This window comes from Streptomyces sp. NPDC048370 (assembly GCF_043200825.1).
GTDB lineage: Bacteria > Actinomycetota > Actinomycetes > Streptomycetales > Streptomycetaceae > Streptomyces.
The window spans coordinates 33265-50332 of record NZ_JBICYI010000004.1; the positions used below are offsets into that span (position 1 = coordinate 33265).

At 72.6% G+C, this 17068-nt stretch carries 16 protein-coding genes; 10 read left to right on the top strand and 6 right to left on the bottom strand.

Annotated features, from left to right (window positions below; genetic code table 11):
- Positions 1-111 precede the first annotated feature (111 nt).
- Positions 112-579, bottom strand: coding sequence for an RDD family protein (locus ACGFYP_RS10970; RefSeq protein WP_393489373.1), 468 nt, complete (start codon positions 577-579; stop codon positions 112-114).
- Positions 580-800: 221 nt separating this feature from the next.
- On the opposite strand from ACGFYP_RS10970, the gene glnA reads away from it, so the two are divergent.
- Together glnA and ACGFYP_RS10980 are read left to right on the top strand one after the other, a co-directional pair.
- Positions 801-2210: a type I glutamate--ammonia ligase gene (glnA, locus tag ACGFYP_RS10975; protein WP_361961851.1), complete on the top strand. Its 1410-nt coding sequence runs from the start codon at positions 801-803 to the stop codon at positions 2208-2210.
- A gap of 193 nt (positions 2211-2403) precedes the next feature.
- Entirely contained in the window at positions 2404-3243 is an 840-nt protein-coding gene (locus tag ACGFYP_RS10980; protein ID WP_393489383.1) for an excalibur calcium-binding domain-containing protein, read from the top strand.
- A gap of 60 nt (positions 3244-3303) precedes the next feature.
- On the opposite strand, the gene ACGFYP_RS10985 is transcribed toward ACGFYP_RS10980, so the two are convergent.
- Entirely contained in the window at positions 3304-3579 is a 276-nt protein-coding gene (locus ACGFYP_RS10985; RefSeq protein ID WP_361961855.1) for a hypothetical protein, read from the bottom strand.
- A 148-nt stretch (positions 3580-3727) separates the two neighbouring features.
- Between ACGFYP_RS10985 and ACGFYP_RS10990 the strand changes: the two genes are divergently transcribed.
- Entirely contained in the window at positions 3728-4087 is a 360-nt protein-coding gene (locus ACGFYP_RS10990; RefSeq protein ID WP_393489391.1) for an arsenate reductase family protein, read from the top strand.
- Positions 4088-4152: 65 nt separating this feature from the next.
- On the opposite strand, the gene ACGFYP_RS10995 is transcribed toward ACGFYP_RS10990, so the two are convergent.
- Positions 4153-5055: a Gfo/Idh/MocA family protein gene (locus ACGFYP_RS10995; protein WP_393489396.1), complete on the bottom strand. Its 903-nt coding sequence runs from the start codon at positions 5053-5055 to the stop codon at positions 4153-4155.
- A 197-nt stretch (positions 5056-5252) separates the two neighbouring features.
- On the opposite strand from ACGFYP_RS10995, the gene ACGFYP_RS11000 reads away from it, so the two are divergent.
- From ACGFYP_RS11000 to ACGFYP_RS11015, 4 genes are all read left to right on the top strand, one after another.
- On the top strand, positions 5253-6704 hold the full coding sequence (locus tag ACGFYP_RS11000) for a hypothetical protein (RefSeq protein ID WP_393489401.1): 1452 nt from the start codon (positions 5253-5255) through the stop codon (positions 6702-6704).
- On the top strand, positions 6701-7861 hold the full coding sequence (locus ACGFYP_RS11005; RefSeq protein WP_393489407.1) for a hypothetical protein: 1161 nt from the start codon (positions 6701-6703) through the stop codon (positions 7859-7861). The genes ACGFYP_RS11000 and ACGFYP_RS11005 overlap by 4 nt, the downstream gene beginning before the upstream one ends.
- 141 nt (positions 7862-8002) lie before the next feature.
- Complete coding sequence (gene glnII, locus ACGFYP_RS11010; RefSeq protein WP_393489412.1) at positions 8003-9034, top strand: glutamine synthetase; 1032 nt, start codon at positions 8003-8005, stop codon at positions 9032-9034.
- Positions 9035-9445: 411 nt separating this feature from the next.
- The gene (locus tag ACGFYP_RS11015; RefSeq protein WP_393489418.1) at positions 9446-9985 is read left to right on the top strand and encodes a winged helix-turn-helix domain-containing protein; all 540 of its coding nucleotides are present in this window, start codon (positions 9446-9448) and stop codon (positions 9983-9985) included.
- On the opposite strand, the gene ACGFYP_RS11020 is transcribed toward ACGFYP_RS11015, so the two are convergent.
- Together ACGFYP_RS11020 and ACGFYP_RS11025 are read right to left on the bottom strand one after the other, a co-directional pair.
- Positions 9986-11395, bottom strand: coding sequence for a PepSY-associated TM helix domain-containing protein (locus ACGFYP_RS11020; protein WP_393489423.1), 1410 nt, complete (start codon positions 11393-11395; stop codon positions 9986-9988).
- A gap of 40 nt (positions 11396-11435) precedes the next feature.
- On the bottom strand, positions 11436-12038 hold the full coding sequence (locus tag ACGFYP_RS11025; RefSeq protein ID WP_393489426.1) for a hypothetical protein: 603 nt from the start codon (positions 12036-12038) through the stop codon (positions 11436-11438).
- Positions 12039-12250: 212 nt separating this feature from the next.
- Between ACGFYP_RS11025 and ACGFYP_RS11030 the strand changes: the two genes are divergently transcribed.
- On the top strand, positions 12251-13624 hold the full coding sequence (locus ACGFYP_RS11030; protein WP_393489431.1) for a DUF1996 domain-containing protein: 1374 nt from the start codon (positions 12251-12253) through the stop codon (positions 13622-13624).
- A 33-nt stretch (positions 13625-13657) separates the two neighbouring features.
- Here the strand turns inward: ACGFYP_RS11030 and ACGFYP_RS11035 are convergent, their stop codons facing one another.
- The gene (locus ACGFYP_RS11035; RefSeq protein WP_393489436.1) at positions 13658-14077 is read right to left on the bottom strand and encodes a hypothetical protein; all 420 of its coding nucleotides are present in this window, start codon (positions 14075-14077) and stop codon (positions 13658-13660) included.
- Between the two features lie 111 nt (positions 14078-14188).
- On the opposite strand from ACGFYP_RS11035, the gene ACGFYP_RS11040 reads away from it, so the two are divergent.
- Together ACGFYP_RS11040 and ACGFYP_RS11045 are read left to right on the top strand one after the other, a co-directional pair.
- Positions 14189-14989, top strand: coding sequence for a tyrosine-protein phosphatase (locus ACGFYP_RS11040; protein WP_393489442.1), 801 nt, complete (start codon positions 14189-14191; stop codon positions 14987-14989).
- 48 nt (positions 14990-15037) lie between these two features.
- The gene (locus tag ACGFYP_RS11045; protein WP_393490895.1) at positions 15038-17014 is read left to right on the top strand and encodes a hypothetical protein; all 1977 of its coding nucleotides are present in this window, start codon (positions 15038-15040) and stop codon (positions 17012-17014) included.
- The last annotated feature ends 54 nt before the right edge of the window (positions 17015-17068 follow it).

The window sequence follows — 17068 nt, forward strand, 5'->3', positions numbered from 1 at the left end:
CCCGTCCCTCCCAGACCCCCGCGCCCCCCCCCCCCCCGGCCCCCCCCCCCCCCCCCCCCCCCCCCCCCCCCCCCCCCCCCCCCCTTCCGCGTTGTCCGGCGTGCAGGCTTCTCAGATGCGGACCTGGACGGCGCCGGAGAGGCGGTCGTGGAGGCCGCGGCCGTCGCGGTCCCAGATGAGGGCCGGGACGGCGAGGCAGACGAGGACGCTGCGGACGAGCACGCGCAGGATGCCGAGGCGGCCGCCGGCGACCGAGGCGACACGGAGGCCGAAGATCCGCTTGCCCGGGGTGGAGCCGATGGTGCCGACCGTCAGCACGCTCAGGACGAGCAGGATGACGAGCGCCCAGTTGCCGGTCGCCTGGCTGTAGCCGTCCGTGACGAGGCCGTATGCGATCACCATGCAGAGGGCCCAGTCGACGACGAGGGCGCCGATCCGGCGGCCGGGGCGGGCGATCGAACCGGGCCCCTCCTCGGGAAGCCCGAGCTGCTGACCGCGGTAACCGAAGTCGACGCCTGCGTTCTCGGCCGCCGCGCGGGGGCCGGACAGCCATGATCCGAGTGCTTCCCTGTTGTCCACGCGTCCACGGTACTGCGCCCGTTTTTGATCACTTCGGCCCGGGTCCGTCTCGCGATCCCGAGCTGCCGGGCACACCCGGGCCGGTTAACTTGGGCGAAACAAATGGGTCACGCTTGAGAAATCCCGTCTGCCTATGGTCGGGTCCAGCGTGTGCCCCCGCACTGGCCGCACGAACGAGCTGCAACCCCGCCCCTCCCCGGGCCGGGAGTAGGAGGAGTTGGATGTTCCAGAACGCCGACGAGGCCAAGAAGTTCATCAAGGACAATGACGTCAAGATGGTCGACGTCCGTTTCTGTGACCTTCCGGGAGTGATGCAGCACTTCACGATCCCGGCGACGGCGTTCGACCCGTCCGAGGAGCTCGCCTTCGACGGCTCGTCGATCCGCGGCTTCCAGGCCATCCACGAGTCCGACATGGCGCTGCGCGCCGACCTGTCGACGGCCCGCCTGGACCCGTTCCGCCGCGACAAGACGCTGAACATCAACTTCTTCATCCACGACCCGATCACGGGCGAGCAGTACAGCCGTGACCCGCGCAACATCGCGAAGAAGGCCGAGGCGTACCTCGCCTCCACCGGCATCGCCGACACCGCGTACTTCGGCCCCGAGGCCGAGTTCTACGTCTTCGACTCCGTGCGCTTCAACACCACGGCCAACGAGGGCTTCTACCACATCGACTCCGAGGCCGGCGCCTGGAACACCGGTGCGGTCGAGGACAACCGCGGCTACAAGGTCCGCTACAAGGGCGGCTACTTCCCGGCCCCGCCCGTCGACCACTTCGCCGACCTGCGCGCGGAGATCTCCCTGGAGCTGGAGAACGTCGGCCTCCAGGTCGAGCGCCAGCACCACGAGGTCGGCACCGCCGGCCAGGCCGAGATCAACTACAAGTTCAACACGCTGCTCGCCGCGGCCGACGACCTGATGCTCTTCAAGTACATCGTGAAGAACGTCGCCTGGCGCAACGGCAAGACCGCGACCTTCATGCCGAAGCCGATCTTCGGCGACAACGGCTCGGGCATGCACGTCCACCAGTCGCTGTGGGCCAACGGCGACCCGCTGTTCTACGACGAGACCGGCTACGCGGGCCTGTCGGACACCGCCCGCTACTACATCGGCGGCATCCTGAAGCACGCCCCGTCGCTGCTCGCCTTCACCAACCCGACGGTGAACTCGTACCACCGCCTGGTGCCCGGCTTCGAGGCCCCGGTCAACATGGTGTACTCGCAGCGCAACCGCTCCGCCGCCATGCGCATCCCGATCACGGGCTCGAACCCGAAGGCCAAGCGCGTCGAGTTCCGCGCGCCGGACCCGTCCTCGAACCCGTACCTCGCCTTCTCGGCGCTGCTGCTCGCGGGCCTCGACGGCGTCAAGAACAAGATCGAGCCGGCCGAGCCGATCGACAAGGACCTCTACGAGCTGGCTCCCGAGGAGCACGCGAACGTCCAGCAGGTCCCGACCTCGCTCCCGGCGGTCCTCGACGCCCTGGAGGCGGACAACGAGTACCTGCAGGCCGGCGGTGTCTTCACCTCCGACCTGATCGAGACCTGGATCGACTACAAGCGCACGAACGAGATCGCCCCGATCCAGCTGCGCCCGCACCCGCACGAGTTCGAGCTCTACTTCGACATCTAGACCGCACGGTCGGGCCCGCCCCGACCCGTCGGCCGCTCGACCGAGGCCCCGCCTGCTCCTTCCGGAGCGGCGGGGCCTCGGCGTTTTCCTGGTCTCGGTTTGTGCAAGTCCTGTACGGCGGCCTTCACATGGAGTTTACGATTCCCCCGCATTTCCTCGCCGCTCGTCGAACGTCCCTGCCGCCAGGAGCCCCATGTACCAGAACCAGCCCGCTCAGCCGTACCCGAACCCCTACGGATTCCAGGCGCCCCCGCCGGTGCGGCGGCGCTGGTGGCAGCATCCGGCCTTGATCATCGCGGCCCTGGTCCTGCTGCCGCCCGCCGGGATAGCGCTGGCCTGGCTGAGCCCGTGGAGCGGGACGAAGAAGATCGTGGCGACCGTGCTCTCGGGGGTGTGGTTCCTGCTCGCGTTCCTCAGCGATCCGCCGGCGGAGGAGAAGGACGACGCCAAGGCGAAGGCAGCGGCGTCCGCCTCCCCCTCTGTCTCTGCCTCGGCCTCTGCTTCGGCCTCTGCCTCGGCGAGCCCTTCGTCGACGCCGAGCGCGGATGTCGTCATGCCGGACGTCGTCGGCAAGGCGTTCTCGGAAGCGGAGGCCGCCGTGGAGGCGCTGATCGACGGGGAGTTGCGGGCGGCCGGCGCGTACACGGACGTCAGCCTGCCCGCGAACCACGCGACCTGGATCGTCTGCTTCCAGGGCCCGGCGGCAGGCGGCAGGCTCGTGCCGGCGGACGCGGACGCGAACGTCCACCTCGTGGCGCCGGGCACGAAGTGCCCCGCCGGAACGGGTACGAAGCTGCGCCCTGCGCCCTCGAAGACGCCCACGCCGAGCCCGACGCCGACGCCGACCGCGCAGCCCAAGCCGAAGCCGGTCCGCACGACCCCGGCTCCCACTCCCACCAGGGACGAGCCGGACAATGTGTACTACGAGAACTGCACCGCCGTGCGGGCCGCCGGTGCCGATCCGATCCGCCGGGGACAGCCGGGCTACGGACGTCACCTCGACCGCGACGGGGACGGCGTCGGCTGCGAGTGACGGTGAGGCCCCGGAGAGCGAGTGCTCTCCGGGGCCTCGGGCCGTTCTCGGGCGTCGGGGTCAGCGGCCGTAGCGGATCAGGGCGCGGACCATGCGGCAGGTGGTGTCCGAGGGCGGGTGGATGCCGAGGAGCTCCGCCGTCGTCCGTATCTTGGCGTTGCTCGCCCGCTCCGGGTCGTGGATACCCGCGTCGAGCAGGACGATCGCGAGGCGCATGGCCTTCAGGCGGCGGTTGTGACTCACGTACCACTCGCGGGGGCGGCCCGCGGGGAGCGGCTGCTTCTGGAGGGGCTTCCAGGGTTCGAGGGACGGTGTCCGGATCACGGCGAGTGCCATGGGCGACCTCCTGGCGAATGCGGGGTGCGGGCCCTCCCCGGGACCCTCACCTTCACCCCCTATTTTAGGCGCCACCACTGACAATCGCCCCTGTTCAGACCGGCTTTGAGGGGTGGTGGAGGGGCGTGCGCCGGGTACCGTTGGCGCCATGGAGATCTGGATCAATCCCGCCTGTTCGAAGTGCCGTGGCGCGCTGCATCTGCTCGACGAGGAGGGCGCCGAGTACACCGTGCGGCGCTATCTGGAGGACGTACCGAGCCCGGCCGAGATCAAGGACGTGCTGGAGCGGCTCGGGCTCGAACCGTGGGACATCACGCGGACGCAGGAGGCGGTCGCGAAGGAGCTGGGCGTCAAGGACTGGGCGCGCGACGAGGCGAGCCGTGAGCGCTGGATCGAGGCCCTGGCCGCGCACCCCAAGCTCATCCAGCGGCCGATCATCACCGCCGACGACGGTACGGCCGTGGTGGGGCGGACCGACGAGGCCGTGCGGGACGCGCTGTCCCGCTGACCGTCAGATCATGGCGACCGGGGACGAGCCGGGGCAGCAGGGGTAGGGAAAAGTGTGGTCGCGTCCTACTCGTCGGGGACGGTCGCAGCCGTCACCTGCGCCTCCGCCTCGGCGAGGATCTCCGTGAGCCGGGCGCCGAAGCGGGCGTCGCAGGGGTGGGGGGCCTCCGTGCGGGCCGACTCGATCAGGGCGTCGATCGCCCGCGTGTACGCGTCCAGCGCGCCGTCCCAGCGGGGCAGCGCGACCCTGCCCCGCTCGCCGTACAGCGTCAGGGCGGCCTCCGACGCCTCCTGGGGTGCGGAGAGGGTGAGCGTCGCCGTGCTGCTCGCGCCCGAGGTGTGGCGCAGGACCAGGTGGTGGGTGTCCGCCGGGCCCCGGACGGCGGTCACGTCGGTGACGTCACCGAGGATCGGGAGGTAGGCCGAGAGGACGTGCGGGCCCACGTCCCACAGGCCGCCCTTCTCGCGCCGCCACGGCGAGGCCGCGTACGTGCTCGTCGAGCCGGGTGCGAAGAGCGAGCCGAGCCAGTGCGCCTCGCCCAGGAACCAGCCGCCGGCCGCCGCCTGCTCGTCGATCCAGCGGGCCGTCGGCTCCGCGAAGCGGAGCGTGCAGAAGACGACGGAGGCGACCCCGCCCACGTCGGCGAAGTCGGCGACGTCCCGCGCCGCCCCGACCGTCGTCGCCACCGGCTTGTCCAGGAGCAGATGGCAGCCCATGGCCGCCGCCCGGAGCGCCAGCGTGGACTGGACGTCCGGGGGCAGGGCGAAGGCGATCGCGTCGCAGGTCTCGAAGAGCTCCTCCTCGTCCCCGTACGCGGTCGTGCCGAAGGCGGCGGCCAGTTCGGCCGCGGCCTCGGGCCGTCTGCCCCACACCCCGGCGAACTCCACATCGGGATGGGCGGCGAGCGCGGGCGCGTGGGTCCGCGCGGCCCAGGGGCCGGTGCCGAGGAGGCCGATACGCATCGTCATGGATCCAGTCTGCCGTCTCCCGCCGACAACGCCCGCCGGCCCGGAAATCCACTGGCGGCCCCGCCCTCCCCCGGTGCTACGTTTCCCTGGCCGGCCGCGGGACTCCGGTGCGACTTCCGGGACCTGCCTTTGAAGCAACGTTTTCGCTGTTCGCGCCCCCATTCCCCGGCCGGCACCCCTGCCGATGCGAGGACCCCATGACGACGACGCCGAAGACGCCGCAGGCGCCGGACACGCTCTCCGATCTCATCGCCGCCGAGGACGTCCTGCTCTTCGTCAACGCGGCCGTCACCGCCACCGGCCAGCGGGAGTTCCGCTCCTCCGCCGGGGAGCAGCGGCTGTCCCTCGCGTTCCTGCACGAGTACGTCCGGGTCAACTACCGTCCCGTGTACGCCGCCACGCTCGCGCTCGACATCAACGACCACAACGCGGCCCTGATCGTCGAACAGTTGCTGCGCACCGCCGACGAGGCCGGTGGGGCGGACGAGAAGCGGGCCGAGGGCCGGCTGATCGCCGCCCGGCTCGCCGCACTGCCCCCGCAGCGGGTCTACCGCCTCTTCCGCGCCCTGCGGGCCGCCAAGGTCAACAACCGCCGTACGCGCGCGATCGTCCGCGACTGGCTGGCCGGCCGCGCCGACCTCGGCCACGACGCCGTGAAGTACCGCACGGGCCTGAAGGCCGTCGCCCGGCACACCCATCTCCCCCTCCCCTGCGCCGAATCGGGCGACTTCCTCTTCGCGCCCGGCCGCCGGGTCCGTTACGAGCATCCGTACCTGGACGCGTACCGCCGTGCCCACTACGAGCAGGGGGCGCTGTACGAGCTGCCGTTCACCGTCGCCGAGGGGTTCGCGGCCCGCCACGGCGTACCGCGCGAGGTGTTCCTGGAGCGGATCGCCCCTCGGATGACCCGGCTCGAGCGGCTGCGGACGGAGCGGGCGCGCGATCTGACCGTGATGCCGCTGACCCGGCTCGCGCTCTACGTCCTCTCCCTCCCCTTCGGGGAGAGGGTGGCGCGGCGCGCCGAGCTGACAGGCGCGCTGCGGGCCGCGGCCCGCCGGGTGGCGGGGCCGTACGCCGGGAGCTGGGGGCGGGTCGCGGCGGTGCTCGACGACAGCTACTCCGCCTCCGGTTCGGCCGTGAAGCGGCGCCGGCCGCTGGCCGTGGCCCTGGGCTGCCACTTCCTCCTCGACGCGCTCGCCGCGCCGGGGGCGTACACCGCGTACTGGACCTCGGGCACCACCGATCCGCTTCTCGTACGGCCCTGGGGGCCGACCCCGCTCGGGACCCGGATCCTCGACGCCCTGGAGGGCCCCGGCCCCTCGGGCGCCCTCGACCGGCTCGTGATCGTCTCGGACGGCTGGGACAACGCGCCGCCGGGTCTCGCGGGCGAGGTGCTGCGCGTCTGGCGGACCCGGCTCGACCCGGAGCGCCGGACGAGCGCCGTCCACATGAACCCCGTATACGACGCGAACGGATTCGACGTGCGCCGTCTCGCGCCGAGCGTGCCGACGGCCGGGATCCGGGACGCGGAGGATCTGGCGGCGCTCGTGGAGATCGCCCAGTTCGCGGAGGGGCGGACGGGGCTCGCGGAGCTTCTGGCCTATCTGGACCGGAGGGTGGAGCTGTTCCTGAAGGAGGGGCGAGGGTGACCCGGATCGATCTGACCGGTCTGGAGGTCCGGCCGGCGCAGGTGTGGGGCGGTGTCCGGCTCGTGCCGCTGGTCCGCGCCGAGCCGGTGGAGGGGCTGCGGCTCCACCGCGAGGCGTACGGGGCCGCCCACGGCTCCGTCGACCTCGGGGACCGTACGACGTACACCTCGTACATCCCGCACGGCTTCGTCGCGGACTGGTCCGGCGAGGAGCGCGAGGCGGCGGCGTACGGCACCCGGCTGGGGGACGCCGGGCCGCCCGCCGTTCCCGTGCGCCGCAACCACCACCGCCTCGCCAAGCGCCGGCGCAAGGACGGGAAGCCGGAGCAGCGGCTGCGGTTCCTGCCCCTGCACCTCGCCCTGGAGGGGTATCTGGCGCTCCACTTCGGCGGTCCGTCCGTCGTCTGGGACGAGTGGTCCCAGCAGGCGGTGCGCCAGGGGCTCTCGCCGCGCGCCGAGGCGGCGTACGCGGGGTGGAGCGTGCCGGGGCTCGCGGAGGCGCTGCGGATCTTCGAGATCCACCCGGGGCAGTGCGGACTGATGCTGTACGTCGCCGATGCCCTGGCCGCCGCGTTCGTCGTGCCGCACCCGGAGGACTACCGCGCGCTGCACCCCACCCTGATCGAGGACCTGTACGGGGAGCTGATCCACCAGTACGCGTTCTACGGCGCCGAGGTGCCGGAGTTCACGGCCCGCATCCGGGACGGGGCGGGCTCGGTCCGTACGCTCGCGGACCTGCGGGCGGCGGCCCGGGCGCAGGAGCGGTCGTGGGCGGAGGCGCACGACGGGCTCATGGCGCGGGACCTGAGGGAGACGTCGTACACCTTCGAGCGGGTGTACCGGATGGATTCGTACGATCTGTACCGTTTCCTCCCGCCGTTCCTGCGGGGCGGGCAGGAGCAGCACATCGGCGAGCTGATCGCCGACCACAAGGGGCGGACGCTCTATCTGAAGACCTTCCGGCTCTCCGAGAACCAGATCAGGCGCGGCCATCTGCTGCGCCGGCTCGCGGAGTGCGACTGGCATCCGGGGCGTACGGCCGAGGCGTTGGGGACGACGTACGCCGAGCTCGCACGGCGGGTCGAGAACGCCGGCTTCGGGTCGCTGCTCCACGCCCACGAGGTCGGGCGGAGGGTGCGGGAAACACAGGGAGGCTGAGTAACACGGGGTTCACATTCGGGCAACGACCGGGAAATCCCGTGTTGCCAAGCTGCGCGCAGACACACACACCGCAGCTCTCGCAGCGTCGCGAGCCGCAGCACGCTCCCCGCAGCAGCAGCACGCCAAAGGATGAGGCCCGTGACCTTCAAGGCTGAGTACATCTGGATCGACGGCACCGAGCCGACCGCGAAGCTTCGCTCGAAGACGAAGATTCTGCCGGGCACGGGCGCCACCCTGGAGGAGCTCCCCATCTGGGGCTTCGACGGATCCAGCACGAACCAGGCCAAGGGCCACGCCTCGGACCGCGTCCTCAAGCCGGTCTTCGTCTGCCCCGACCCGATCCGCGGCGGCGCCGACATCCTGGTGATGTGCGAGGTCCTCAACACGGACATGACGCCGCACGAGTCCAACACGCGTGCCGCGCTGGCCGAGGTCTACGCGAAGTACGCCGCCCAGGAGCCGATCTTCGGCATCGAGCAGGAGTACACCTTCTTCGACGGCGAGCGCCCGCTCGGCTTCCCGGTCGGCGGCTTCCCGGCCCCGCAGGGCGGCTACTACTGCGGTGTCGGCGCCGACGAGATCTTCGGCCGTGACATCGTCGAGGCGCACCTGGAGAACTGCCTGCAGGCGGGTCTGGGCATCTCCGGCATCAACGCCGAGGTCATGCCGGGCCAGTGGGAGTTCCAGGTCGGCCCGCTGGCGCCGCTCGAGGTCGCGGACCAGCTGTGGGTCGCGCGCTGGCTGCTCTACCGCACGGCCGAGGACTTCAAGGTCTCGGCGACGCTGGACCCGAAGCCGGTGAAGGGCGACTGGAACGGCGCGGGCGCGCACACCAACTTCTCGACCAAGGCGATGCGCGAGGGCTACGAGGCGATCATCACCGCCGCCGAGTCGCTGGGCGAGGGCTCGAAGCCGCTCGACCACGTCAAGAACTACGGCGCCGGCATCGACGACCGTCTGACCGGTCTGCACGAGACCGCCCCGTGGGACCAGTACTCCTACGGCGTCTCCGACCGCGGCGCCTCGGTCCGCATCCCGTGGCAGGTCGAGCAGGACCAGAAGGGCTACATCGAGGACCGCCGCCCGAACGCGAACGTGGACCCGTACGTGGTGACCCGCCTCCTGGTGGACACCTGCTGCGAGGCCCTGGAGAAGGCCGGCCAGGTCTGATCCGCACCCGCTGTCCCGTAGGGGCGCCCCACCGTCGAACGGTGGGGCGCCCTTTCGGCGTTGACGCTGCTCGTCGCGGTCCTCGTCGCCCTCCCGGCCGTCCGGCGCATGAGGCCGAACGCACACCGATCGGTGCCGGTCGAGGCCGGTAAGGGGGTCGTCGCGTGCATTCCCGAGTAGTAGAGTAGGGATATGGCCATCACCCAGAACGACACCGCGACAGGTCGCTTCGACCTCGAGCCGTTCTGGCCTTCCCGGCAGCACCACGACTTCGACCGGTGCTGTCGGCGCGTGAGGAACGCGTCGGCCCTCTAACGCCCCGACCGGGATCCGAACCCGGCCCTGCGGCCTTCGGCCGACGCGCGATCGACGTAGTACGTCTCCGACTCGCGCGAAAGAGCTGAGCTTTCCATGGCCCACACCCAGACCGCCCAGACCGCTTCCCTCACGCCGCTGCGCCCCGGCCGGCACCGACTCCGCGCCGTCGATCCCAACGAGGTCGTCGACCTCTCCCAGGTCGCCGAGTTCCTGCCGCCCGGCGCCACCCTGCTGCCCGCGCCGCCGCACGCGTTGCCGACGCTGCCCGGGCGGCCGCCGATGGTCGGGTATCTCGTGCTGCTGCCCGCCGACCGGCAGACGGCCGCGGCCCCCGTCCCCCCGGAGGAGGAGCAGGGGCCCGTCACCATCGACTCCGCCCGGCGCGTCGCCCATGTCGACGGGGCCGAGATGGACCTCACGTACCTGGAGTTCGAGCTGCTCGCCCACCTCGTCGCCCATCCCCACCGGGTCCACACCCGCGACCAGTTGGTCACGACGGTCTGGGGGTACGGGCACGTGGGCGACGGGCGGACCGTCGACGTCCATGTGGCGCGGCTGCGCCGCAAGCTGGGCGCCGAGCACCGCCACACGATCCAGACCGTGCGGCGGGTCGGCTACAAGTACGCGCCCTGATCAGGCCGCCCGTGACCTCGCCTTCACCCGCGCCACCAGGCCGAGGGCGAGGTCCACGACGAGGAACGCCACCAGGCTGAGCCCCAGCATCGGGACGAACCAGCCCACGAGCGCCGTCGCCGCGAGCAGCGGCAGCATCATCGTCGGCGGAACCTTCCGCCACGTTCCGCGCGCGACCGGACGGCCGGGGCGGCGGAGCCACCACATGCGGTAGCCCCAGACGATCAGCAGGATGAGCGCGAGGGCGAGCGCGGCGAGGGCCAGCTGGTTGACCAGGCCGAAGGTCACGCCCATGTGGATGTCGATGCCGAAGCGGGTCAGCTGGGCGAGCACCGGGTAGTCGGTGAACCGGAGCTCGTCCATGACCGTGCCGTCGGCCGGGTTCACCGCCACCGAGTCCAGGTGCACCGGGAACTGGGTGTCGGTCTCCTTGACGACGTACCCCTTGCCCTCAGAGGGCAGGACGACGGACAGCTTGCCCTCGATGCCCTTCGCCCGGGCCGCCTCGACCACCTTGTCGATACCGACGTCCGCGCCCTGCGGAGCGGCCGTGTGGCCGCCCATGTCGTGGCCCTCGTGCTCCGAGGAGCCGCCGGCACCGCCGTCGAGGGTCGCGGAGACGGCCGGCGTCGCGCCGCCCAGCTGGTCCTGGACCGCGCCGATGTTCTCACCCGCGTACCGCGACCAGGTCAGACCGGTGGCGGAGAGCAGGACCAGACCGGCCACCGCCCACAGGCCGACCGTGCCGTGCCAGGACAGCGTGCGACGGCGGGACTTGGGGCCGCGCTCCGGTACGAAGAGGGCGCGGCGGTTCTTGCGGCGCCGGCCGAGCCACAGCAGCAGGCCCCCGAGCGCGATCACCCACAGCCAGCTGGCTGCCAGCTCGCTGTAGTTGCGGCCGAGGTCGCCCAGGTGCAGATCGCGGTGGAGTTCGTCGATCCAGGCGCGCAGCGGGAGCGCGCCGGAGCTGCCGTAGCTGGGGAGCTGGCCCCGGACCTCCGCGGTGTACGGGTCGACGAAGACGGCGAGGGACTTGCCCTCCTCCACGTCGGGGTCGGCCATGAGGACGCGGGTGGTGGCGCCGTCCTCGGCGGAGGGCCAGACGGCGGTGACCGTGCCGTTCGGGTTCACCTTGGTCGCGGCGTGGACCTGCTCGGAGAGCGGCAGGACCTTGTCGCCGACCGGGACTTCCAGCTCGTGCGCGTAGACGACCTTCTCGGCCTGGAAGGAGAGCGCGTAGAGCAGGCCGCTGGCCGCGGCGACGAGCAGGAAGGGGGCTATGAGCACGCCGGCGTAGAAGTGCAGGCGCAGGACGAGCGGGCGGAGCGCGCTCCAGGTCCCGGTGGTGTTGGCGGTTCTCTCGGGTGGCGCCTCGGGGGTGTCCGGGCGCGCGAGATCGTCGATGGTCATATGACTGCCCTAGGGGTCGGAGTTCGGCCCCCGGGTCAGCTCAGACGGGTGCTCCGGGGGCGGTGGCGCGGGGTACGGACAGCCGGGGCGGGCCGCGCCGGGAGAGGGTGTGCGCGAGGACGACGCCGTGGAGTCGGCGGGTGCGCGGGCGGGGGCGTACGGCCTGCGGCGGTTCGGGCACGCGGACGACGGCGAGCAGCAGGCGGAGCGGTGTGAAGGCGAGCGCTCCGACGGTCCGGGCGAGCGCGAAGAGCGCGGCCTCGCCCTTGGCCAGCCAGAGGCCGCAGACGAGGGCGGCGAGGAGGTGGGCGGCGAGCATGCCGAGGGTGGAGTAGCCGGCCATCGTGGCCGCCGTCTCCATGGCCGGATCCATGGAGGCGTGGTCCATGGCGGCGCGGCCCATGGACCCGTGGCCCATCGCCCCGCCGTCCATCGCCCCGCCGGCCATCGCTCCGTGGCCGCCCGCCGTCGCCGCGTGCGACTGGCCCGTCGAGAAGATCAGGTGCAGCGCCGTCTGTACGGCGGCCAGTCCGCCGGCGATCGCGTACGCGCCCCGCCTGCGGCCGCCGGCCAGCCACGCCAGGCCGCCCGTGACGGCGAACGCCACGTAGAGCGACTCCGCCGGTATCTCGTGCGCAGACATGGACGAATGCCCCACTGCGGCCAATACCACGCACACCGCCGCGAAAAGAGCGGCTCGCAGGGCGCGTATCGGCGAGCGGGCATCGGTCATGATTCGGCCATGGTGACATCCCGTCGCCGAGAGCGGGAGACCGCCTCCCAGGTCAGCGCGTCGAACGAATGTACGCACCCGGTTCGCTGAACGCATGGGGCGTGGCGTGCGTATGGAGGCCCATGCGACGCACACGAAAACGTTCGACACGCGCGAAACGAGCGGTGGCCGCCTCCGTCGCCCTGATTCTGGGTGCGGGCGGTCTGGTCGCCGCCAATGTCTACGCCTCGGCGGGCGAGAGCCGGGGCGACCGGCCGCCCGACCGGCAGAACGCGGTCTCGACGATCGACTGCCCCGACGCCGCCGAGGAGCTGACCGACGTACCGGAGTCCGCGCGGGACTCCGTGGACCGTGAACTCGCCACCCTGGACAGCCAGATCACCGACGCGTACCAGCGGCTCGCCGACGACAGGGAGCGGGTGGAGAGCGACCCGGACTTCGCCGAGCAGGAGATCCTGGCCCCGCTCCAGGAGGAGCGGCTCCCCGTACTGCAGCGGATCGGGCAGTCCGTGGGCGAGCCGCTCGACGGTCTCGCGCCCTGCACCCTGCGCGCCGACGACGAGCCGAGCGGCGGCGGCCGCGGGGAGACCGAGGAGGGGCAGTCCGGGAACGGGCCCGAGGCCTCCGACTTCGTCGACATCCGTACCGTGCAGCCGAACGTGAAACTCCCCCAGCAGCGCCGGGGCGCCTCGCGCGGCTCGTTCGCCACCGACTGCGGCCGGAACCAGAACGGCAAGTTCAACCCGGACAACGTCATCGTCGCGCCGGGCGTGAGCAACGGCGCCCACCACATGCACGACTACGTCGGCAACCAGGCCAACGACGCCTTCGCGAGCGACAACGACCTCGCCAGGGGCCGCACCACCTGCCGCAACCAGGGCGACCGTTCGACGTACTACTGGCCCGTGCTCCGGCTCCAGAACGGGCAGGCCGAGGCCGACGCCGACGCGGACGGCGGCGGCAAGGACCAGAACGTCGGCGAGATCCAGACGCCCGCGCAGGTCACCCTGAACTTCGTCGGCAGTCCGGTCTCCAAGGTCACCGCGATGCCCCGCTTCCTGCGGATCATCACGGGCGACGCCAAGGCCTTCACCAACGGCGACGCGAACGCCAACGCCTCGTGGTCCTGCACCGGCTTCGAGAACCGGCAGCTCAAGGACAAGTACCCGATCTGTCCGCAGGGCAGCAAGGTCGTACGGACGTTCCGCTTCCAGAGCTGCTGGGACGGACGGAACACCGACAGCGCCAACCACCGCACCCACGTGGCCTTCGCCGACCCGGCGAGCGGCCGGTGCGGCAGGGGCTTCCGCGCGATCCCGCAGCTCGTGCAGCGGATCGTCTACGACGTGCCGCCCGGGCCCGGTTTCGCCGTCGACTCGTTCCCCGAGCAGCTGCACAAGCCGATCACCGACCACGGCGACTTCATCAACGTCTTCGACCAACGGCTGATGCGGAGGGTGGTGGACTGCGTCAACAGCGGGCGGCGGTGCACCTAGGCACCACCGCGCCCCCGCCCCGCCTCCCTCCCCCTAGTGGTGTCCGGCGCCCGAGGAATGCGTCCCGTGCGGCTCGGTGGTCTCGATGCGACCGCCGAGCCGTTCGCGTACCCGCTCCACCGTGCCCGCCTCGCCCGACACCGCCCACCTGCGGCCGACGAGATACGAACCGCCGTAGTCCTTGGCCTGGTTGAGCCACTCGCGCTGCCCGCGGTCGGTCGCGAAGGTGGTCAGGACGTACGTCCCCTCGCCCGCGCCCGTCGCGCACTTCGCCTGGCGCAGCTCGGCCGCGTCCGTCTGGATGTCGGGGGCGCAGCCGGCCCGCTCAGCGATCTGCTCCAGGGTGCCGCTCGCTTCCTCCGGCGCCTTCCCGGACGTGTCCTCAGGCGCCGACTCGCACGCCGTGAGTGCGAGCAGGATCGCGGCCACCGCTGCCGTTCGTCGCGTACGCATCAGCATCCGCCCATCCTGCCCGTCCGGTCGCGCCAGGGTGAGCGGAATCCGATCGGTTACGGTTTGGTGGGTCATGCCCCGATGTCGTACCGATCCGGAGGAGTCGACGCCTTGCCCGCCATCCCCGCCGCCACCGTCGCCAACCTCCGTGACCTGGGCGCCCTCCCCCTCGGCCCCGGCCGCAGTGTCCGCTCGGGCCGGATCTTCCGCTCCGCCCAGCTCGACCGGCTCGATCCCAGCGAGCCCCCCGTGGCCGCGCTCGGCATCCGTACCGTCGTCGACTTCCGCACCGCGCACGAACGCGCGGAACGGCCCGACCACGTGCCGGTGGGCGGGCGGCTGCTCGTCGCGGACGTGCTCGCCGACCATCTGGCCGCCAGCGGCCTGCCGCCCGCCGCCCAGCTGAAGTCCCTGCTCACCGATCCGATGCGGGCCGAGCAGGCCCTCGGCGGGGGCCGGGCCCACGAGGCCTTCACCCGCACCTACCGGGCCTTCGTGTCGACCGACTCCGCCCGCCTCGCCTACGGCGCGTTCCTCACCGAGCTGGGCGATCCGCGCGGCGGCCCGCTGCTCTTCCACTGCACGGCCGGCAAGGACCGCACCGGCTGGGCGACGACGATCGTGCTGACGCTGCTCGGCGCGGACGAGGAGACGGTCATGACGGAGTACCTGTCGGTCAATCCGGCGGTGCGGCAGGCGTTCGCTCCGATGATCGAGGGGTTCACGGCGCAGGGCGGCGACCCGGAGCTCGCGCTCGCCCTGATCGGGGTCGTCCCGGAGTACCTGGCGGCGGCGCTCGACGAGGTGGCGGTCCTGCACGGCTCGATGGAGGCGTACGTACGGGACGGGCTCGGCGTCCCCGACCGGGTGACGGACGTGATCCGTGAGCGGCTGACGGTGTACGAGGCCTGACCCGTCGGGGTCACGCCTCCGTGGTGACCATCGCACCATTCGCTCGTTCTGCTGAATGTGAGCACCCAGGAACTCGACCCCTCCCCCCACGGCTCCGCCACGCTCGACCCCGACGCCCTCGATCCGGTCGATGTCGAACAGGCCGAGGCCGCGCTCGTCGAGCACTACCAGCGGCTGGTCCGGATCGCGTACCTCGTGCTGCCGCCCTCGCTCGGCCGCAACCGGCGGGTGCTGACGGCGCACGCGCTGGTCCAGGGCTCGCTGCCGCGCCGAAGGATCTCCGCCGCCGGAGCCGGGGTCCCCGGCCCGCGCCGCGCCGAGGACGCCGTCGACCCCGGGTACGCGTACGTCCGGGGCGAGGTGCTGCGGCAGGCGCTGATCGCGGGGCTGCCGCTGCTGCGCCGGGCGCTGCCCCGGCGGGCGCAGTTCCCGCCGCTGCTGCCGCAGGTGTGGGGGCTGCGGGTCTTCCCGCGCGCGGGCGGCGCCGACGAACTGGCCCTGGACCAGCGGCTCTCCGCCCTCTCCGGTCCCGCCCGCGCGGTGTTCGTGCTGCGGGGCCTTGAGCGGCAGGGGGATCCGGAGGTGCTGCGGGTGCTCGCGGCCGCCGGGGTCGCGGCGGCGGAGGCGCGGGCGGCCCTGGTGGAGGCGGACGCGGTGGAGGTGGCGCTCGGGGTCGGCACGGCCGGCCTCCTTGACTCGCCCGAGTTCGATCCGTGCTCGCTCCAGGTCCGGCCGCCGGATCTGATGCGCCGCCGTCAGCACGGCCGGGCGGCGCTCGCCGCGGTGGCGGCCGCCCTGATGTGCGGGACGCTGCTCGGGCTGCCCGGCGACGGCTGGGGGCCGGGCGGCGCCGCCGCGCCGTCGTACGCGCGCAACCCGGCGGCGGAGGCGGCGCTCGACCCGGGGACGCTGCGCCGCATCCCTGCCGGGTTCTGGCAGGCCTCGGCGCGGACGGACTTCTCGGTGTGGCCGGCCAGGGGCGCCCTGGTGGACGACCGGGGGCTGCTGCGGCGGGCGCTCGCGGTGTGGGCCCGGCCCGGGGTGTCCGTACGGTCCTCGGCGACTCCGGGGACGCCGGTGGGCCCGCCGATGGGCGCGGCACAGCTGCTGTACGCGGGCGTGGTCGACGGCTCGCGGGTGGTGCTGTTCCACGACGGGCTGCGGGCGGTGCGGTACGCGGAGCCGATGGCGGGGACGGCGGGCGCCGCGCTGGACTTCGCGCGGACGGACGGGGCGGACGCGGTGGGCTCGGCGGCGCTCGTGCTCTCCCGCACGACGGCCAACGTGCGCTATCTGACGGCGCCTTGGGTACGGGACACGGCCGTACGGGACCTGATGGCGCCGACCAAGGAGCCCTGGCAGCTCGCACGGGACGCGCACGGGGTGACCGAGCCGCTGCTCAGCCCGGCGCAGGCGCGCGGGTGCACGGCGTGGAACACGCTCCAGGTGCGGGACGCGACGGGCGTGCGGCTCCTTGCCGACCTGGGCGAGCTGGCCCCGGCCCGGCTGACCTCGGGGCCGCCGTCGGCGCCGAAGGACGTGACGGGGAAGGCGGCGCGGGAGCTGTGGGCGCGGGCGGCCTGCCGGCTGACGGCGGTCCGCTCGCACGGGGTGCGGTCGGTGAACGCCTGGCCGTTCGCCGAGCAGCGGCTGCCGGAGGACGGGGGCCGGGCGGCCTGGGTGTGCGCGCGGGCGGAGACCTGGCGGGGCACCGGGAGCCGGGTCCTCGCCCAGTTCCAGGTCCCGGCGCCGGGGGTGGCGGCGGCCGTGGTGGCGCAGGCCGAGGAGTCCCCGGCGTGCGGGGTTCGTGAACCCAGGGTCCTCGCGGGGGTGTTGTGGCAGGCGAAGAGCGGCCACTGGTACGTCCTGGCGGCGGGCAGCGGGGAGTTCACGTCGCTGCGGACCACGGGCGGGGTGAAGGGCGAGGCCGAGGGCCGTCTGCTCGCGGTGCGCGCGAAGGCGGGCGCGCGTGCGGACCTCGACGGCACGCTGAGGAACGGAGTAAAAGTAGAAGCGCTGCGGTAGCGGGGCGGCGAGGACGGGCGCTGGGGGCGCTGCGGTTGCGGGCGGAGGCGGGCC